The organism is Brevibacterium sp. UMB1308A (assembly GCF_030230605.1).
Taxonomy (GTDB): Bacteria; Actinomycetota; Actinomycetes; order Actinomycetales; family Brevibacteriaceae; genus Brevibacterium.
On sequence record NZ_JASPDO010000014.1, the window covers coordinates 1 to 17,018 of the forward strand.

General features: G+C 58.4%; 18 protein-coding genes and 1 tRNA gene. 17 read left to right on the forward strand and 2 right to left on the reverse strand.

What is annotated here, in order from left to right; all coding sequences use genetic code 11:
- Nucleotides 1–66 precede the first annotated feature (66 nt).
- From QP868_RS07245 to pyk, 15 genes are all read left to right on the forward strand, one after another.
- Complete coding sequence (locus tag QP868_RS07245) at nt 67–330, forward strand: phosphoribosyl-ATP diphosphatase (protein ID WP_284925926.1); 264 nt, start codon at nt 67–69, stop codon at nt 328–330.
- A gap of 11 nt (nt 331–341) precedes the next feature.
- Nucleotides 342–1,196 (forward strand): ATP phosphoribosyltransferase, encoded by an 855-nt coding sequence (gene hisG, locus QP868_RS07250; RefSeq protein WP_284925927.1) that lies wholly within the window; start codon nt 342–344, stop codon nt 1,194–1,196.
- Between the two features lie 19 nt (nt 1,197–1,215).
- Nucleotides 1,216–1,623 (forward strand): PH domain-containing protein, encoded by a 408-nt coding sequence (locus QP868_RS07255; RefSeq protein WP_284925928.1) that lies wholly within the window; start codon nt 1,216–1,218, stop codon nt 1,621–1,623.
- Nucleotides 1,620–2,798, forward strand: coding sequence for a CaiB/BaiF CoA transferase family protein (locus QP868_RS07260; RefSeq protein ID WP_284925929.1), 1,179 nt, complete (start codon nt 1,620–1,622; stop codon nt 2,796–2,798). Before QP868_RS07255 ends, QP868_RS07260 begins: the two co-directional genes overlap by 4 nt.
- Nucleotides 2,795–4,297: a carboxyl transferase domain-containing protein gene (locus tag QP868_RS07265; RefSeq protein WP_284925930.1), complete on the forward strand. Its 1,503-nt coding sequence runs from the start codon at nt 2,795–2,797 to the stop codon at nt 4,295–4,297. Before QP868_RS07260 ends, QP868_RS07265 begins: the two co-directional genes overlap by 4 nt.
- Nucleotides 4,297–5,058 (forward strand): imidazole glycerol phosphate synthase subunit HisF, encoded by a 762-nt coding sequence (gene hisF, locus QP868_RS07270; protein WP_284925931.1) that lies wholly within the window; start codon nt 4,297–4,299, stop codon nt 5,056–5,058. The genes QP868_RS07265 and hisF overlap by 1 nt, the downstream gene beginning before the upstream one ends.
- A complete protein-coding gene (hisI, locus tag QP868_RS07275) occupies nt 5,055–5,393 on the forward strand; it encodes a phosphoribosyl-AMP cyclohydrolase (protein WP_005885926.1) in 339 nt (112 codons plus the stop codon). Before hisF ends, hisI begins: the two co-directional genes overlap by 4 nt.
- Nucleotides 5,371–6,900, forward strand: a complete 1,530-nt coding sequence (trpE, locus tag QP868_RS07280) for an anthranilate synthase component I (RefSeq protein ID WP_284925932.1) — start codon at nt 5,371–5,373, stop codon at nt 6,898–6,900. The genes hisI and trpE overlap by 23 nt, the downstream gene beginning before the upstream one ends.
- A complete protein-coding gene (locus QP868_RS07285; protein WP_284925933.1) occupies nt 6,897–7,370 on the forward strand; it encodes a Trp biosynthesis-associated membrane protein in 474 nt (157 codons plus the stop codon). The genes trpE and QP868_RS07285 overlap by 4 nt, the downstream gene beginning before the upstream one ends.
- Before the next feature lie 72 nt (nt 7,371–7,442).
- The gene (locus tag QP868_RS07290; RefSeq protein WP_005885923.1) at nt 7,443–7,721 is read left to right on the forward strand and encodes an HGxxPAAW family protein; all 279 of its coding nucleotides are present in this window, start codon (nt 7,443–7,445) and stop codon (nt 7,719–7,721) included.
- Entirely contained in the window at nt 7,718–8,494 is a 777-nt protein-coding gene (gene trpC, locus QP868_RS07295) for an indole-3-glycerol phosphate synthase TrpC (RefSeq protein ID WP_284925934.1), read from the forward strand. The genes QP868_RS07290 and trpC overlap by 4 nt, the downstream gene beginning before the upstream one ends.
- Nucleotides 8,495–8,519: 25 nt before the next feature.
- A complete protein-coding gene (trpB, locus tag QP868_RS07300) occupies nt 8,520–9,713 on the forward strand; it encodes a tryptophan synthase subunit beta (protein ID WP_284925935.1) in 1,194 nt (397 codons plus the stop codon).
- The gene (gene trpA, locus QP868_RS07305; RefSeq protein ID WP_284925936.1) at nt 9,710–10,504 is read left to right on the forward strand and encodes a tryptophan synthase subunit alpha; all 795 of its coding nucleotides are present in this window, start codon (nt 9,710–9,712) and stop codon (nt 10,502–10,504) included. Before trpB ends, trpA begins: the two co-directional genes overlap by 4 nt.
- A complete protein-coding gene (gene lgt / locus QP868_RS07310; RefSeq protein WP_284925937.1) occupies nt 10,501–11,571 on the forward strand; it encodes a prolipoprotein diacylglyceryl transferase in 1,071 nt (356 codons plus the stop codon). Before trpA ends, lgt begins: the two co-directional genes overlap by 4 nt.
- A gap of 29 nt (nt 11,572–11,600) precedes the next feature.
- Nucleotides 11,601–13,127, forward strand: a complete 1,527-nt coding sequence (gene pyk, locus QP868_RS07315; protein ID WP_284925938.1) for a pyruvate kinase — start codon at nt 11,601–11,603, stop codon at nt 13,125–13,127.
- A gap of 43 nt (nt 13,128–13,170) precedes the next feature.
- Here pyk and QP868_RS07320 read toward each other — a convergent pair.
- A tRNA-Leu gene (locus tag QP868_RS07320) sits at nt 13,171–13,252 on the reverse strand.
- Between the two features lie 69 nt (nt 13,253–13,321).
- Between QP868_RS07320 and QP868_RS07325 the strand changes: the two genes are divergently transcribed.
- Nucleotides 13,322–13,942 carry an ANTAR domain-containing response regulator gene (locus QP868_RS07325; RefSeq protein WP_005883436.1) on the forward strand — a complete coding sequence of 207 codons (621 nt, stop codon included), beginning with the start codon at nt 13,322–13,324 and terminating at the stop codon, nt 13,940–13,942.
- Here the strand turns inward: QP868_RS07325 and QP868_RS07330 are convergent.
- Nucleotides 13,939–14,379 carry a PaaI family thioesterase gene (locus QP868_RS07330; RefSeq protein WP_284925939.1) on the reverse strand — a complete coding sequence of 147 codons (441 nt, stop codon included), beginning with the start codon at nt 14,377–14,379 and terminating at the stop codon, nt 13,939–13,941. The two genes, QP868_RS07325 and QP868_RS07330, sit on opposite strands and share 4 nt — an antisense overlap.
- A 31-nt stretch (nt 14,380–14,410) precedes the next feature.
- Here QP868_RS07330 and polA point away from each other — a divergent pair, with 31 nt between their 5' ends.
- Nucleotides 14,411–17,014: a DNA polymerase I gene (gene polA / locus QP868_RS07335; protein ID WP_473964635.1), complete on the forward strand. Its 2,604-nt coding sequence runs from the start codon at nt 14,411–14,413 to the stop codon at nt 17,012–17,014.
- Nucleotides 17,015–17,018 lie beyond the last annotated feature (4 nt).

Here is a 17,018-nt window from a genome sequence, read left to right on the forward strand (position 1 = left end):
ACGGTGACCCATCCCTCATCTCGGGCCACCACATTCACCTCAGATGACGTGTACTAGCATGAAGGCGTGAAGACTTTTGACGAGCTTTATGCAGAACTCCAGCACAAAGTTGAAACCGGAGACCCCAACTCTTCAACCGTAAAAGAACATGCGGCTGGGGTCCATGCGATCGGCAAAAAGATCGTAGAAGAAGCCGCCGAGGTGTGGATGGCTGCCGAACACGAAACCGTCGAAGAATTCACCGCCGAAGCATCTCAACTCATTTACCATCTTCAGGTCATGATGCTCGCAAAAGGCGTACGCCCAGAAGACGTGTACAAACAGCTTTAGCAGGAGATCCCATGTTGCGAATTGCCGTACCCAACAAGGGTGCGTTGTCAGAAGCGTCCGCGCACATGCTGCGAGAAGCTGGTTACCATCTGCGATCTAACACTAAGACGCTGGTCCACCGTGACAGCGAAAACGACGTTGAGTTCTTCTACCTGCGTCCACGCGACATCGCGGTGTACGTCGGATCAGGAATCTTAGACCTCGGTATCACAGGCAGTGACCTGTTAGCCGAATCGGCTGCCGACGCTCACCAGATCATGGAACTGGGTTTTGGCTCTTCCAGGTTCCACTACGCAGCACTGCCAGGAACCTTCAACAGTGTGCACGATCTGGAAGGCAAACGTATCGCGACCAGCTTTCCTACGCTCGTGAAGCGGCACTTGAAAAAGAACTCGGTGAAAGCCGAAACCGTCAAACTCGACGGGGCAGTTGAAGTGTCGATCGAACTGGGAGTCGCAGACGCGATCGCCGATGTCGTCGAAACCGGCTCGACCTTACGCCAAGCCGGCCTGGAAACCTTTGGCGAACCCATCATGCACTCGCAAGGTGTTCTCATCGCCCGGGACGGCGTGAAAGACGAAGATCTGCCAGAACGTGCCCGGGTCCTTCTGCGCCGACTCAAATCCGTGAGCGTTGCACGCACCTACGTCATGATGGACTACGACATTCGGGTCACAGACCTCGAACGCGCAACAGAACTGACTCCAGGGCTGGAAAGTCCCACGGTTTCAACCCTGCAGGACCCTGAATGGTGTGCGGTCCGTTCGATGGTCCAAGCGGACAACGTGCACGCAGTCATGGACAAACTGTACGACGTGGGGGCTCGTGCAATTTTGGTGACAAACATTGGCGCCTGCAGAATTTAAACCGTTCAGAGCTCGCAAAGTGCGCGTGCTGTGCTTCACGCTCGCGCCCATTGTTGTGCTGGCCTATCTGGCCCTTTCGATCGCGTTGACTGTCATTGAATGGAAATCCTGGCACGGCTACGACATCGTGTGGATGAACCTCCTGGGCCTGCTTTTTGGTTTTGTGGTGTGGCGCGTCGGGTCCATCGAAGCGCGCCCCAGCCCAGACGGCCTCACAGTGCGTAATATCTTCTCCACCCAGTTCTACGAGTGGAACCAAATCATCGACGCGCACCTGCCCTTAAGTTCCTCCTGGGCAGTCCTGGACCTCAACGACGGAACAACCACCTCGGTCATGGCCATCCAACACTCAGATGCTGGGCGGGCGCGGAGCGAGATCAACCGATTGCGTACACTCATCGAAACCAACACGAAAGGCGAGCAATGACAGGACCACTGACCGGATACACCGTTGTAGATCTCTCACGCGCACTGGCTGGCCCGCACGCAGGACAGTTGTTTGGCGACATGGGAGCCCGGGTGATCAAAGTCGAAAACCCGGCAGCCGGAGACGACACGCGTTCATGGGGCCCACCCTTCGTGGGCCCAGAAGACAACCCACAGGCCACCTACTTCCTGTCGTGTAACCGCAATAAAGAATCGATTGCGCTGGACTTAAAGAGCGAAGACGGAAAAGACGTCCTCACCAAGCTCATCCGCAAAGCCGATGTTCTCATCGAAAACTTCCGTGTTGGCGTTTTGGCTCGCTTGGGCTTCTCAACCGAACAGCTGCACGAGATCAACCCACGCTTGGTGATTCTTCAGATCACCGGTTTTGGTCACGACGGTCCTGAAGCAATGCGTGCCGGATACGACCAGATCGCCCAGGGTGAAGCTGGCCTCATGAGCCTCACTGGGCCAGACAAAGACAACATGCAACGTGTGGGTGTTCCGATTGCGGACTTGCTGGCAGGGATTCACGGAACCCTGGGTGTTGTGGCTGCCCTGTTGGAACGGGAACGCACCGGGCAAGGAAAAGTGGTGCGCACCTCGCTCATTTCCGGCATGGTGGGCGTGCACGCCTTCCAAGGAACCCGTGCAACCGTGGCGCACGAAACTCCGCTACCCGGTGGCAACCACCACCCATCGATCTCGCCGTACGGCATGTTCAACTGCCAAGACGGTGCGGTACAGATTTCCGTGGGCAACGAACGCCTGTGGCAAAAGTTCTGTGAAGCCTTTGGCCTAGACGCGAACGCCGACGGCATGGCGACCAACACCGAACGTGTGACCAACCGTCCCGCTGTGACCGCGGCCGTTGAGGAAAAGTTTGGGCAGTACCCGGCAAAGGAGTTGCTGGAGAAGTTGTCAGAGGCCGGTATTCCTGCGGGCAAGGTACGTACCCTTCCCGAGGTGTATGAATGGGAGCAGGCGCTGTCGCAGCACCTCAAGATTTCCGTTGACCACCCAGTGCTGGGTGACATCGACCTACCTGGTCCAGCAATCCGGTTCTTCGACGTGGACGGGGACACCGAAACCGAAACCACGCGCCTTGAGCACCAAGCACCTCCTCTTCTCAACGCGGATAGCGAGAAGATTCGCGCATGGATCGAGGAAGCATGAAACGACTATCAGTTTCCGAACTCCTCGACATTGTTGTTGACCCAGGCACGTTTCAAAGCTGGGACGAAGAACCCATAGTTCCCGCCGGAGGAATTTCCGAAGACTACGCAGCTGACCTTGCGGCGGCACGCGAGAAGTCCGGAGTGGACGAAGCCGTTGTCACCGGTGAAGGCATGGTGAAGGGCCGTCGGGTAGCCCTGGTCGCGTGTGAGTTCCGCTTCCTCGCAGGTTCAATCGGAGTGGCGGCAGCCGAACGTTTGGTACGCGCGATTGAACGGGCAACCGCGGAAGGTCTCCCGGTTCTGGCTGGGCCGGCCTCGGGCGGAACCCGCATGCAGGAAGGAACCGTCGCGTTCCTCTCAATGGTGAAAATCACCGCAGCCGTGCACGCTCACCGCAAAGCGGGCCTTCCGTTCCTGGTGTACCTTCGCCACCCCACAACCGGAGGCGTGTTCGCCTCGTGGGGATCGCTGGGACACTTCACAGTGGCCGAACCCGGTGCGCTCGTGGGCTTCTTGGGGCCACGCGTGTACGAACAGATTTACAATCAGCCGTTCCCTGAAGGCGTGCAGACCTCGGACAATCTGCACCGCCACGGGATTATCGACGGGATCATCGGACCCGAACGGATTCCAGAGACCGTGTCCAAAGTTTTGAACATTCTCATGGGTGCCCGTGAGGTCCCCAGCCCGGTTGCCGACCCACACACGGCCCCTGAGGTTGAGCCTAAAGACACGCACGCATGGGACATCATCACCGCGTCACGCAACCCCGACCGGCCGGGTGTGCGGGAACTCCTGCGATGGGGTGCCAGTGACGTTGTGCCACTTTCTGGAACCAGCCAAGGTGAAAGCGACCGAGGTCTTCTTCTGGCTCTGGCGCGCTTTGGCTCCGCCCCAGCGATTGTGTTGGGGCAAGACCGGCAGCGTCAGCGTAGCCACGAACCCATGGGCCCGGCGGCACTGAGGCAGGCACGCCGAGGCATGGCCTTGGCCGGTGAACTCCACATTCCACTGGTCACCGTCATCGACACGCCGGGCGCGGCACTGTCGAAGGCCGCTGAAGAAGGCGGGCTCGCAGGTGAAATCGCACGATCACTGTCAGACTTGGTGACACTCAAAGCACCTACCGTGTCACTCATCATGGGTGAAGGCTCAGGTGGTGGAGCACTCGCGCTCATTCCAACCGACCGGGTCCTCACCGCGCAGAACGGATGGCTGTCGCCACTTCCACCAGAAGGAGCTTCAGCCATTGTGTACCGCGACACCGAACACGCCGCTGAAATGGCGCAGTACCAACAGGTCCAGGCGGAACACCTAAAAGCCAACGGAATTGCCGACCGCATCATTGCGGAAAAACCGGACGCGACCGATGAGCCCCAAGAGTTCGTCAAACGTGTGGCGTCTGCGCTCGAGTTCGAAATCATCGATCTCATGCGCAAACCCATCCACAGGCGCTACGGTCAGCGTCTGGACCGCTACCGGGCACTGGGGCTGTAATGTCACTTGCAGCCCGTGTCATTCCGTGCCTCGACGTCAAAGACGGCCGTGTGGTCAAAGGCGTGAACTTCATGGACCTCCGCGACGCTGGAGACCCCATCGAATGCGCCCGAGCCTACGCTGCAGAAGGTGCAGACGAACTGGTGTTCTTGGACGTCACCGCGTCAAGTGCCGGACGTGCACCCACGTATGACATGGTCAACCAGGTGGCGGAAGAAATCTTCATCCCGTTTGCCGTGGGAGGTGGCATCCGATCCTGTGACGACGTCGATCGGATGTTGCGTGAAGGAGCCGACAAAGTAGGAGTGAACACGGCTGCGATTGCACGCCCGGAGCTCATTTCCGAGATCGCCCGTCGCTTTGGCAACCAAGTGCTGGTGCTGTCAGCCGACGTGCGCAGATCAACAGCTACCACCTCGGGCATGGAAGTCACCACGCACGGTGGCCGCACGGGCACAGGGATTGACGCACTTGCGTGGCTGGCCCGCGCCCAGGACTTGGGGGCCGGCGAAATCCTGCTCAACAGCATGGACGCAGACGGCACAAAGCAAGGGTTCGACCTGGAAATGATCGAACGGGCGCGCGAGGTGGTTGACCTGCCGCTGATCGCCTCGGGAGGGGCCGGTGCTGTCGAACACTTTGCGCCAGCGATTCGAGCTGGAGCCGACGCGGTTCTGGCCGCGAGCGTGTTCCACTTTGGCGATTTCACGATCGGCGACGTCAAGGCTGAGTTGGCACGTGAAGGAATCGATGTGCGATGAGTGACGTGAGTGTTTCTTTTGGCCCTGACGGGCTGGTGCCTGCGGTCGTGCAGGACGCGCGCACCAAGGACGTGCTCATGCTCGCGTGGATGAACGCGGAGGCTCTGCGCCTGACCCTGACAACGGGCAAAGCGACGTACTGGTCACGGTCACGGCAGCAGCTCTGGGTCAAGGGCGAAACCTCCGGTCACACACAAAAAGTGGTGAGCGTGCACACGGATTGTGACGCTGATACCGTTCTTCTCGAAGTTGAACAGACCGGTCCCGCATGCCACACGCTCACACCTACATGCTTCACAGGAAGAAGGCTCGATGCAGATCACGTCACTGAGTGAGTTCACCCGCTTAGGCGAAAAGCACAGGATCGTGCCGGTGTACGCCACGGTGCTGGCCGACAACGAAACGCCGTTGTCCGTGTACCGCAAGATCACGCGAGGTAACCCTGGTGAGTTCTTGCTTGAGTCCGCGTCAAACGGGGCATGGTCGCGGTATTCCTTTGCGGGGCGAAACCCTCTGGCCACAATCACAGCTGATAACAACGGCGAAGTGGTGTGGTTAGGTGAGGTGCCTGAGGGGGCACCCACGCACGGCGACCCGCTGGAAGTTGTGCAAGACGTGTTGGAGCTGCTTCATGCTGCTCCACACCCGTCCTTGCCACCCATGATTTCGTCCCTGGTGGGGTACTTGGGTTGGGACATTATTCGCCGAATCGAAAAGCTTGGGCCCAGCCCGCTGCGCGAGGACCCACTACCGGAACTGTCCATGTCGATTCCCGGCGATGTGGTGATTGTGGACCACTACACCAACGAGCTCACGTTGGTGGCCAACGTGGTCAACGTCAACGGAGAAGATTCCGGAATCGAAGCGGCCTATCAACGTGGGGTTGAACGGGTGGAACGCCTGCTCGAGGACATCAGCGCGCCTAGTGATCCGTGCCTGACAGTGCATTCACGTCCCGCTCCTGAGGTGTCGTATAGGACAGAGCGGGCAGACTATTTAGCAGCGATCAACGAAGCGAAGAAGCGGATCGTCGACGGTGACATTTTCCAAGTCGTGTTGGGTCAACGGTTCGACATGGACGTCGACGCCACACCGCTAGATGTGTACCGCATGTTGCGCAACACCAACCCCAGCCAGTTCATGTACATCATGAACATGCCCGGGGTAGACGGTGAGGACTTTTCTGTTATTGGGTCATCGCCAGAAGCGTTGGTAACGGTGAAGGGATCGACGATTGTCACCCACCCCATCGCAGGATCCCGCCCACGTGGCACCACGGAAGCTCAAGACGCCGCGCTGGCACGTGAACTCTTGGCTGATGAGAAGGAACGCGCTGAACACCTCATGCTGGTGGACCTGGCACGCAACGACCTGGCCAAAGTGTGTACTCCCGGGTCGGTTGACGTGGTCGAATACATGGAGATTGAGCGATACAGCACCATCATGCACATTGGATCCACTGTGACGGGTCAGTTGCGTGACGGTGTGACGGGCGTGGATGTTGTGAAAGCCACGTTCCCGGCAGGCACATTGTCTGGAGCTCCTAAGCCTTCGGCGCTTCGGATCATTGACGAACTCGAAACCGTCTCCCGCAACGTGTATGGCGGTGTCGTGGGGTACATGAGTTTTGCGGGTGATCTGGACCTGGCGATCGCGATTCGCACGGGTGTTATGCGCGCTGGTCGCCTGACGGTGTACGCAGGTGCCGGCATCGTGGCTGACTCCGACCCAGATTCTGAGTTCATGGAGTCGAAGAACAAGGCGGCTTCTGTGCTTAACGCTGCCGCTGCGGCGAACACTCTGGAATCTGTTGTGCGCAGGTCTCAGGAGGAGTCTGAGTGAAGCGTTCAACTGCCGTCATTGCTCTGCTGGTGTGTGCGGGGATCATGTGGGTTTTGGGGTCCCAGAATTGGGGCGCCGAGGTCGTGAATCAGACCCCTGCGGGCGTCCAGGAAGTGGGCAGTGAGACGGTGACGAATCGGGTGGGCATCGCTTTAGCAGCGGTGGCTGCTGTTTTGGCTGTTCTACTCGCGATGATGGGTCGGTTTGGCCGTTGGGTGGTCACCGTGATGTATGCGTTGAGCGCTATTGTGTTTGCTGTTGTTGCGGTTGCTCAAACCGACGCAGGAGTACTGCGCTGGGCAGGCCTCGCCGTGGGTGTTCTGGGTGCCGGGCTGAGCCTGTTCATCGCACGCGAGTCGAGAAATTGGACGACACGCAACAAATATGACCGCGACGCCCGCGCGTCGCATGAGGAACCCGACGCTGTTTCTGACTGGGACGCGCTGACCAGGGGAGAAGACCCCACATGATGCAGGCGGGTCGGTTTTCTAAACCTGAGAACTCCATGAGACAATGTCCGCGAGACCAGCATAAGGAGAAGAATGAAATCTCAGTACCGTAACGGGGCTTATGACCTCGACAAGTCAACAATTGACTACGAAGCGATTCAAGACCCTGGACACGGACACTCAGTTGCAGGTTGGATACCAGCAGGCATGGTCATGCTAGCCGCGGTTGCTGGAACCATCGGATTCGTGGCTGGCCCCTTCATGCTGGTGTGGGTTGGTGTAGCACTGGTTGTGTTGGCAATCATTTTGGCTCCCATCCTTCACAAAGCAGGCCTGGGACCTAAGAAGCACCACAACACGCTATCCAAGTGAGCGTCCTTAACAGCATTATTGAAGGAGTCCGAGCCGACCTTGCAGAGCGTGAGGCTCGGATTTCTCTATCAGAGTGCAAAAAGCGCGCCCTCGACGTAGCGCCGGCTCTGCCGTTCCTGCCAGTTGAACAGTTTGGGCTGATTTGCGAAGTCAAGCGTTCTTCACCGTCAAAAGGGCACTTGGCTGAGATCAGCAACCCCGCTGAACTTGCGTCACAGTACGAAGCCGGGGGAGCACTAGCGATCAGTGTGCTCACCGAACAACGTCGCTTCAACGGCAGCCTGGACGACCTCGACGCTGTGCGTGTCGCGGTGAACATCCCAATCCTGCGCAAAGATTTCACCGTCACGGAATACCAAATCTACGAAGCGCGCGCCCATGGTGCGGACCTTGTTCTCCTCATGGCATCTGCACTTAACGACGCGCAACTTAAAGATTTCTACGCACTCAGCACCGACCTCGGGATGACAGCGCTGGTAGAAACCCACACTCTAGAAGAGATGGAGCGGGTGCGCGCGCTGGATGCCGGGCTCATTGGGGTTAACGCGCGCAACCTCAAGGACCTTACGGTTGATACCGCGCGGGTGGCGCCCATTATGCGCCAAGCCCCGCAGGGAACCACGCTGGTGGCGGAGTCCGGGGTGGAATCCGTGGACGATATCCGCACGTACGCACAAGCAGGTGCCCACGTAGTGCTCTGTGGTGAGGCGCTTGTGAAAGCGGGGGACCCCAGGGCGTCGGTGGAAGAATTTACCCGCGCTGGACGTCAGTAAGTCCGCGCCTGTCAGGAAGGTACATATGGGACCGTATTTTGGTGATTTCGGTGGGCGCTTCATTTCAGAAGCGCTCGTGCCTGCTTTGGACGAAATCGACGAAATCTGGCAGAAAGCCCTTGTCGACCCCGAATTTACTGACAAACTTAGGCGCTTGCAGGCAGAGTACGTTGGACGTCCCAGCCTCTTGACCGAGGCGACTCGATTCAGCGAGCACTGCGGGGGAGCCCGCGTGTTCCTCAAGCGTGAGGACCTCAACCACACGGGAAGCCACAAAATCAACAACGTTATTGGTCAGGCCCTGCTGACGAAGCGCATGGGTAAGAAGCGTGTGATCGCTGAAACCGGAGCTGGTCAGCACGGCGTTGCTGCCGCCACCGCAGCCGCGCTCTTTGGTCTGGAATGCACCGTGTACATGGGGTATGAAGACACCCAGCGGCAGGCGCTGAATGTTGCGCGTATGCGTCTTTTGGGCGCCGAGGTCGTTGCTGTTAAGAACGGCACGGCCACCTTGAAGGACGCCATGAATGAGGCGCTGCGCGACTGGGTTGCAAACGTTGCGGATACGCACTATCTGATTGGTACGGTGGCTGGTCCGCACCCGTTCCCTGCCATGGTGCGGAGTTTTCAGCGGATTATCGGTGATGAGGCTCGGGAGCAGATTCTGGAAGCGACCGGCCAGTTGCCGGATGCCGTGTGCGCGTGCGTGGGCGGTGGATCGAACGCGATGGGTATTTTTGCGGCCTTCCTCGACGACACTGACGTGAAACTGTTCGGGTTTGAAGCCGGGGGAGACGGTGTTGAAACGGGCCGACACGCGGCACGGTTCTCAGGTGGCCGTCCCGGTGTGTTGCACGGTTCTAAAACGTACATCCTGCAAGACGAAGACGGCCAGACGCTTGCGTCGCACTCTGTGTCGGCTGGTTTGGACTACCCATCTGTGGGGCCGGAACACTCGCACTTGTTTGAGACTGGGCGGGCGGTCTACGAGCCGGTGGTCGACGACGAAGCGATGGAAGCTTTTAAGTTGTTGTCGCGGACAGAAGGAATCATTCCGGCAATCGAAAGCTCGCACGCGCTTGCAGGCGCCATGCGTGTGGGTAAGAGGCTGGGACCAGAGGCCACACTGCTGGTGAACCTGTCTGGGCGTGGAGATAAAGACATGACCACGGCAGCAAAGTGGTTCAACTACATTGACGAAGGGGCGACACAAGCATGACCGCCGTGAGTGAACTACTGGGCACAGTTGCTAACCAGGGTCGCAATGCTGCTCTGATCGGTTACTTGCCCGTGGGCTACCCAACCGTGGATGAATCTATTGAGGCGATGGTTGCACTGGCCAAAAACGGATGCGACATCGTTGAGGTGGGCATGCCGTATTCTGACCCCGGTATGGATGGTCCGGTCATCCAGCATGCGGCTGAAACCGCGCTCGAAAACGGGGTCCGTACAGAAGATTTGTTCCGCGCGGTTTCAGCAGTTGCTGAAGCCGGGGCCCTGCCTGTGGTCATGACGTACTGGAACATCGTGTACCAGTACGGGGTCGAAGCATTTGCTAAGCGCCTGCACGAATCGGGAGGCGCGGGAATCATCACCCCTGACCTCATCCCGGACGAAGCACACGACTGGATCGACGCGGCTAGCCGCTACGACCTCGGCCGGATCTTCTTAGCTGCGCCGTCGTCGACGCCTGAGCGGATTTCAACGATCGTGAACAGTTCATCCGGGTTCGTGTACGCGGCGTCCACCATGGGTGTGACGGGTACGCGTGACACGGTTGATTCGCACGCGCGTGATCTGGTTGAACGGTTGAAAACAGCCGGTGCGCAGCACGTGTGTGTGGGCTTGGGCGTGACCAACGCGCAACAGGTTGCTGAACTTGCCGAGTACGCCGATGGCGTTATTGTGGGTTCGGCCCTCGTGAAGGCGCTCACGGCCGGTGGGCCAGAGGCTGTGGGCGAACTGACCGCGTCACTGTACACCGGAACCTTGAAGGAACCTAGCGCATGAATGGAATCCCGTCACCTAACTGGAGTGGTTTTTCGCTTGGACCGTTGACGATCCACGCGTATGCGCTGTGTATTTTGACGGGAATTGTCGTTGCCCTGTGGCTCACGAACAAACGGTGGATTGCCCGCGGTGGCACATCCGATGATTTGTGGAACATTGCAGTGTGGACGGTGCCAGCGGGAATTATCGGTGGGCGCCTGTACCACGTTTTTTCCACGCCGGCGCCGTACTTTGGTCCCGGTGGTGACCCGGTAGCTGCGCTCTACATTTGGAACGGTGGCTTAGGCATTTGGGGCGCTGTGGCGCTGGGTGTCTTGGTCGCATACTTTGTGGCCAGGTACTACGGCATCCGGTTTCTTTCTTTCATAGACGCAGCCGCCCCGGGCCTCATCCTCGCCCAGGCGATCGGCCGGTGGGGCAACTGGTTTAACCAGGAATTGTTTGGAGCGCCCACAACCTTGCCATGGGGTCTGCAGATCGACCCGGCGAGCCCCAACTGGCCAGATCCGTCCCTCCCACCTGACACGCTGTTCCACCCCACGTTCCTGTACGAAAGCGTGTGGAACGTCATAGGTGCTGCACTGCTCATCTGGGCGGGCAAGAAGTTCCAGCTCAAGCACGGGCAAGTGTTTTACGCCTACATCTGCTACTACACGCTGGGCCGGGTGTGGATTGAAGCATTGCGCATTGACACCGCTGAACACATTCTGGGCTTGCGGCTTAACGTGTGGACATCAATTCTGGTGTTCGCTCTTGGGGCTGTTCTGTTTATTGTGTCGCGGAAGCGATACGGCGCAGGCAAAGACATTGCCCACACGCGTGAGCGAGTGGCGTATGACGTCGCTGTGAAATCACATGACAATCCGGAAGACTTCCCGCCCTACACACGCGGTGCCACAGCCCCCGGTGTGCGCGAAGTGGGCTTTGGCCCCCAGACCATGTCGCTGCCAATCGTTCAAGAAGAAGACGTTGTGAGTGACAAGTCCTTTGGTTTTTATGGCGCTGTCACGTCCACGATTTCGATTGTCCCGCAGGTTCCAGATAAACGGGGTGACCAGAAGCGCTGAGTGCGGGCAATTCGGGTTAGAGTGGCAGTATGAGGCACGCGAAAATTGTCGCAACATTAGGACCTAAACAAGACACTTACGAAGCGATCCGTTCACTCATTGATGAAGGTGCCGATGTTCTTCGGTTTAACTTCAGCCACGGCACCCACGAGGACCACCAGCGTCGTTATGACTGGGCCCGTCGTGCGGCACAAGAAACTGGCCGTGCGATCGCGATCCTAATCGACCTGCAAGGCCCCAAGATTCGTCTGGGGCAGTTTGAGACTCCCGACCCTATCTCGTTAGAACGCGGCGACAGGTTCACTATCACCACACGCGATGTTGTTGGCACTCGTGAAGTTTGTGGCACCACGTATAAGAAGTTGCCCACTGATGTCGAGGTGGGGGACCCGTTGCTCATTGACGACGGGCGCGTGCGTCTGCGTGCCGTCGAGGTGACGGACACCGATGTTGTGACCGAAGTCGAGGTTCCCGGCAACGTGTCAAACCACAAGGGAATCAATTTGCCGGGTGTTCCAGTGTCAGTGCCGGCGTTGTCTGAGAAGGACATCGAAGACTTGCGGTTTGGTTTGCACATGGGGGCGGACTGGGTCGCGTTGTCGTTCGTGCGTGACGCGCAGGACGCAGCGTATGTGCGACAGATCATGGCGGAGGAACAAATCTGGATTCCGGTGATCGCCAAACTCGAAAAGCCGCAGGCAGTGGATTGTTTGCGTGATGTTGTGGGTGCGTTCGACGGCATTATGGTTGCCCGAGGTGACCTGGGGGTTGAGCTGCCCCTCGAGCAGGTGCCCATTGTGCAGAAGCGGGCTATTGAGTTGTGCCGTCGTCAAGCGAAACCGGTCATTGTTGCCACGCAGATGTTGGAGTCGATGATCGAGGAGTCGCGTCCTACCCGCGCCGAGGTGTCCGACTGTGCGAACGCTGTTTTGGACGGGGCCGATGCCCTCATGCTCAGTGGTGAGACCGCTGTGGGGACGTACTGGAAAGAAGCCGTGCGCACGATGGCTGCGATTATTGAGTCCACAGAGGCGCACGGCCTGGAACGCGTTCCGCCATTGGGAACCGAACCACACACACGCGGTGGTGCAATCACGGCGGCGGCTGTTCAGATTGCACGTCAGCTCAAAATTGATCTGCTGTGTACATTTACGCAGTCAGGGGATTCCGTGCGGCGCATGTCGCGGATTCGCGCAGACAAGCCAATTCTGGCGTTTACCCCAGACGTGCGAGTGCGCCACCAGTTGGCGTTGTCGTGGGGTGTGCGTACGTTCTTGGTCAACCCCATGCGTCACACCGATGAGATGGCGCGTCAGGTTGATGAGATCCTTTTGAGTTCAGGTTTGGCCGAGGACGGCCAGCTGTGTGTCATCGTGGCGGGTTCGCCTCCTGGCATTTCTGGTTCCACGAATGCTCTGCGGGTTCACGCGATTGGCGACACCATCAAAGGCGTGGCTCCCGTGTACCGGGAGGACCCCGACCGTAATCAGATTGGGGGTTACGGTGAAATTCCAGAACCTCACACCGGTTCGGTACGAGTGGTTCGTGAGGAGTAAACAGGCGTAAGCCTGGGGAGGCGCGGGCGTTCGCCCAGATGTGTACCGGATGTGGGACTCGAACCCACACGTCTTTCGACAACGCATTTTGAGTGCGTCGCGTCTACCAATTCCGCCAATCCGGCAAGGTGTTCTCGATGAGAACCTTAGTAACACTATCAGATGATTTACGGTCCTTACCAATGTGATCTAGGATGAGTAGCGTGTCTAACTCAGAAAACGTGTCAGCAGAATCGCATCCAGTCCGACGAGTAGTCGTAGCAGAAGACGAATCTGTCATTCGTCTCGACATTGTGGAGATGCTCCGTGAAGTTGGCTATGACGTCGTGGGCGAAGCTGCCGACGGCGAATCCGCTATCCACCTCGCCGATGAACTGCGACCAGACCTCGTGGTCATGGACATCAAGATGCCTAAGATGGACGGCATTACGGCCGCAGAACACATCGCAAAAGCACGTATCGCCCCAGTGGTCCTGCTCACCGCCTTCTCGCAAAAAGAACTGGTTGACCGGGCACGGGACGCAGGCGCAATGGCTTACGTTGTCAAACCGTTCACTGCAGCAGACCTGGTTCCAGCCCTAGAAATCGCACTGTCACGTCACGCTGAAATCACGGCGCTTGAAGCCGAGATCACAGATCTCACCGACCGCTTCGAAACCCGTAAACTCGTAGAACGTGCCAAGAGCCTGTTGATTTCAAACATGGGGCTGACGGAACCCGAAGCCTTCCGGTGGATCCAGAAGACCTCGATGGACCGTCGCCTCACCATGCGAGAAGTCGCCGAAACGGTTCTCAACCAGATCGAAAAGAACTAGTTCGACCCGCGTCGCAGGAAGTTCGTGATGCGCACGATCGACAAGAGCTTCCCTTCGTCGTTGGTCATGCGCACTTCGTGATTGATGATCGTGCGTCCTGCGTGAATAACCTCTGCGCGACCATGTACCGTGCCTTCGCGCGCGGCGCGCACGTGTGTTGCGTTGAGGTCCACACCCACCACGGGCTGTCCATCGTTGCGGGCAAACGCGTGCATTGAGGCCAGCGACTCAGCCAATACCACGTGGCCACCCCCGTGGAACAGGCCCATGGGCTGCAAGTTGCCGGCCACAGGCATGGTTCCTTCAGCGAAGTCGAACCCAATCTTCGTTAGCTTCATGCCTGTGCGCTTCATGATCGTGTCTTCGCCAATATGGCCGACCTTCTCCAGTAAAACGTCGAACTCCTCTGGGGTCATATCGGGTGTGAGCATTGGCATGGGCTACTCCTTTGGGCCTGTGAGCTATCGTGTGAGTGTGAGCTCTCTACTTCTGATTGACGGACATTCTTTCGCCTACCGCGCTTATTTCGCGTTGCCTGCTGAAAACTTTTCCACTTCAACAGGGCAAACCACAAACGCAGTGTACGGCTTCCTCTCTATGTTGCTCACTGTGCTCGAAAATGAAAAACCTGACCACGTTGCGGTCGCTTTCGACCTTGGGCGACAAACTTTCCGACTCGACGAATACCCCGAATACAAGGCTGGTCGCGCCCGCACCCCGGAAGATTTTCCCGGCCAAGTTGACCTCATTCAGGACATGCTGCGCGCACTGAACATTCCCGTTCTCACGCTGGAGGGCTACGAGGCTGACGACATTCTGGCAACACTTGCCCGTCAGGCAACAGACCGAGGTGTCACCACCAAAATCGCGTCCGGCGACAAAGACTCGTTCCAGTTGGCATCGGACACTGTGACGATTCTGTACCCCAAACGCGGGGTCACAGAGCTCAACCGATTCACTCCTCAAGCAGTCGAAGAAAAATACGGTGTCACACCTGCGAACTACCGCGGATTGGCAGCCCTGGTAGGCGAAAAAGCCGACAACCTTCCCGGCGTCCCCGGGGTAGGTGAAAAAACTGCGGCGAAGTGGCTAGCGAAGTACGGCGACCTCAATGCGATCATCGACAACGCTGGGGACATCGGCGGAAAAGTGGGGGAGAAGCTGCGCGATCACCTCGACGATGTGAAGCGCAACTACCGCCTCAACAAACTCGTCGACGACCTCGAACTCAGCACCGACCCGCTGGACACCCAGGTAGGGGAGGGCGCACATCACGACGAGGTCACCGCCCTGTTCGACCAGTTGGAGTTCCGTCAGCTGGCAGAGCGGGTGAACGCTCTGTTTTTCGGTGACGTTGAGCAGGTTCCGCAGGTTGAGTTGCCCGAGGTCGTCGCCACCTCGGGAGCGGACCTCCCAGCGTGGTTGGACGCGGCAGAAGAACCTGTGGGCTTCGCACTCGAAGATGACACGCTGGGGCTTGCCAGCAACGACTCCGCGGTCTGGCTCGACCTCACCGACCTCGACGAGGAAGCATTCAACGCGCTCGACACGTTTCTTTCCACAAAGCGGTTGGTGGCACACGACGTCAAACCGCAGGTGCACGCGTGGGTCGAGCGGGGCTTTACACAACCTCGGCCGGTCATGGACACCGAACTTGCTGCGTACCTTCTCGCCCCAGACGCACGCGGTTACAGCCTCGCGGATATGGCAAGCGACCTTGGCGTGGTTTTGGAAGAAGACCGCGACTTGCTCACCGACGTGGGAGAACAGTTAGGGCACCGCGCGTGGGTGACAGTGGCGCTGTACCCGCGTTTGCGTCACGACCTGGAACGTAGCCATCTGCAGGATGTTCTCGACGAGATTGAGATGCCTACGCAAGAAGTTTTGGCGCGTATGGAGATCGCAGGGATCGCCATTGACCAGCCGGTGTTGAACGAGCTCATCACGGAGTTTGAGGCAGCGGCTCAGCAGAGTGCTTCGGAGGCGTATGCGTCGATTGGGCACGAAGTGAACCTGAATTCGCCCAAGCAGTTGCAGACCGTGCTGTTCGACGAACTCAACATGCCTAAGACCAAGCGCACCAAGACCGGATACACCACGGACGCCGACTCGCTTGCGGACTTGCTCGTCAAAACGCAGCACCCGTTCCTCGAACACCTCTTGGCTCACCGCGATCGCACCAAACTCAAGCAAACCGTGGTGGGTCTGCAAAAGGTTGTCGCAGACGACGGGCGGATTCACACTACGTATCTGCAGACGGTGGCAGCGACCGGGCGTTTGAGCTCAAAGGACCCCAACCTGCAAAACATTCCGGTCCGCACCGAGGCCGGCAGACGTATCCGTTCCGTTTTCCAGGCAGCCCAAGACGACGGCTACGAAAGCCTCATGAGCGTGGACTACTCGCAGATCGAAATGCGAATCATGGCCCACCTGTCAGGCGACGAAGCGCTCATCCAGGCGTTTAAAGACGGCGAGGACCTTCACCGCTACGTGGCTGGGCAGGTGTACGAAGTTGCGATCGACGATGTGACTGACCAGCAGCGCTCCAAAGTCAAGGCCATGTCCTACGGCCTGGTGTACGGCTTGAGCGCATATGGGCTGTCGCGTCAGCTGGGTATTCCAACGGGTGAAGCAAGTGCCCTCATGGACGACTACTTCGCACGTTTTGGGGCCGTGAAGGAATATCTGGACCAAGTCGTCGAAGAAGCGCGCGGGCGTGGGTACACCGAAACCATGTACGGCCGTCGTCGCTACCTGCCTCAGTTGCGGTCAGACCGTCGTCAGCTTAGGGAAATGGCGGAACGCGCAGCGCTCAACGCGCCTATCCAGGGGAGTGCCGCCGACATCATGAAGATCGCCATGAAACGGGTCGACGACGCGTTGCGCGAAGCCGGACTGAAGTCACGTATGCTTCTGCAGGTCCACGACGAAATCATCCTCGAGATCTGGGCTGGTGAAGCGACCCAGGTTGAAAAACTGGTGCGTGAGAACATGAGCCAGGCGGCTGACTTAAGCGTTCCGCTCGACGTCAACGTGGGTGTTGGCCCCAACTGGCAAGACGCCGCACACTAAGGGG

Excerpts from the sequence above, each read along its gene's own strand:
- hisG (WP_284925927.1), top strand. The coding sequence starts at position 342 with ATGTTGCGAATTGCCGTACCCAACAAGGGTGCGTTGTCAGAAGCGTCC.
- QP868_RS07260 (WP_284925929.1), top strand. The coding sequence starts at position 1,620 with ATGACAGGACCACTGACCGGATACACCGTTGTAGATCTCTCACGCGCA.
- QP868_RS07265 (WP_284925930.1), top strand. The coding sequence starts at position 2,795 with ATGAAACGACTATCAGTTTCCGAACTCCTCGACATTGTTGTTGACCCA.
- hisF (WP_284925931.1), top strand. The coding sequence starts at position 4,297 with ATGTCACTTGCAGCCCGTGTCATTCCGTGCCTCGACGTCAAAGACGGC.
- hisI (WP_005885926.1), top strand. The coding sequence starts at position 5,055 with ATGAGTGACGTGAGTGTTTCTTTTGGCCCTGACGGGCTGGTGCCTGCG.
- trpE (WP_284925932.1), top strand. The coding sequence starts at position 5,371 with ATGCAGATCACGTCACTGAGTGAGTTCACCCGCTTAGGCGAAAAGCAC.
- QP868_RS07290 (WP_005885923.1), top strand. The coding sequence starts at position 7,443 with ATGAAATCTCAGTACCGTAACGGGGCTTATGACCTCGACAAGTCAACA.
- trpB (WP_284925935.1), top strand. The coding sequence starts at position 8,520 with ATGGGACCGTATTTTGGTGATTTCGGTGGGCGCTTCATTTCAGAAGCG.
- trpA (WP_284925936.1), top strand. The coding sequence starts at position 9,710 with ATGACCGCCGTGAGTGAACTACTGGGCACAGTTGCTAACCAGGGTCGC.
- lgt (WP_284925937.1), top strand. The coding sequence starts at position 10,501 with ATGAATGGAATCCCGTCACCTAACTGGAGTGGTTTTTCGCTTGGACCG.
- pyk (WP_284925938.1), top strand. The coding sequence starts at position 11,601 with ATGAGGCACGCGAAAATTGTCGCAACATTAGGACCTAAACAAGACACT.
- QP868_RS07325 (WP_005883436.1), top strand. The coding sequence starts at position 13,322 with ATGAGTAGCGTGTCTAACTCAGAAAACGTGTCAGCAGAATCGCATCCA.
- QP868_RS07330 (WP_284925939.1), bottom strand. The coding sequence starts at position 14,379 with ATGCCAATGCTCACACCCGATATGACCCCAGAGGAGTTCGACGTTTTA.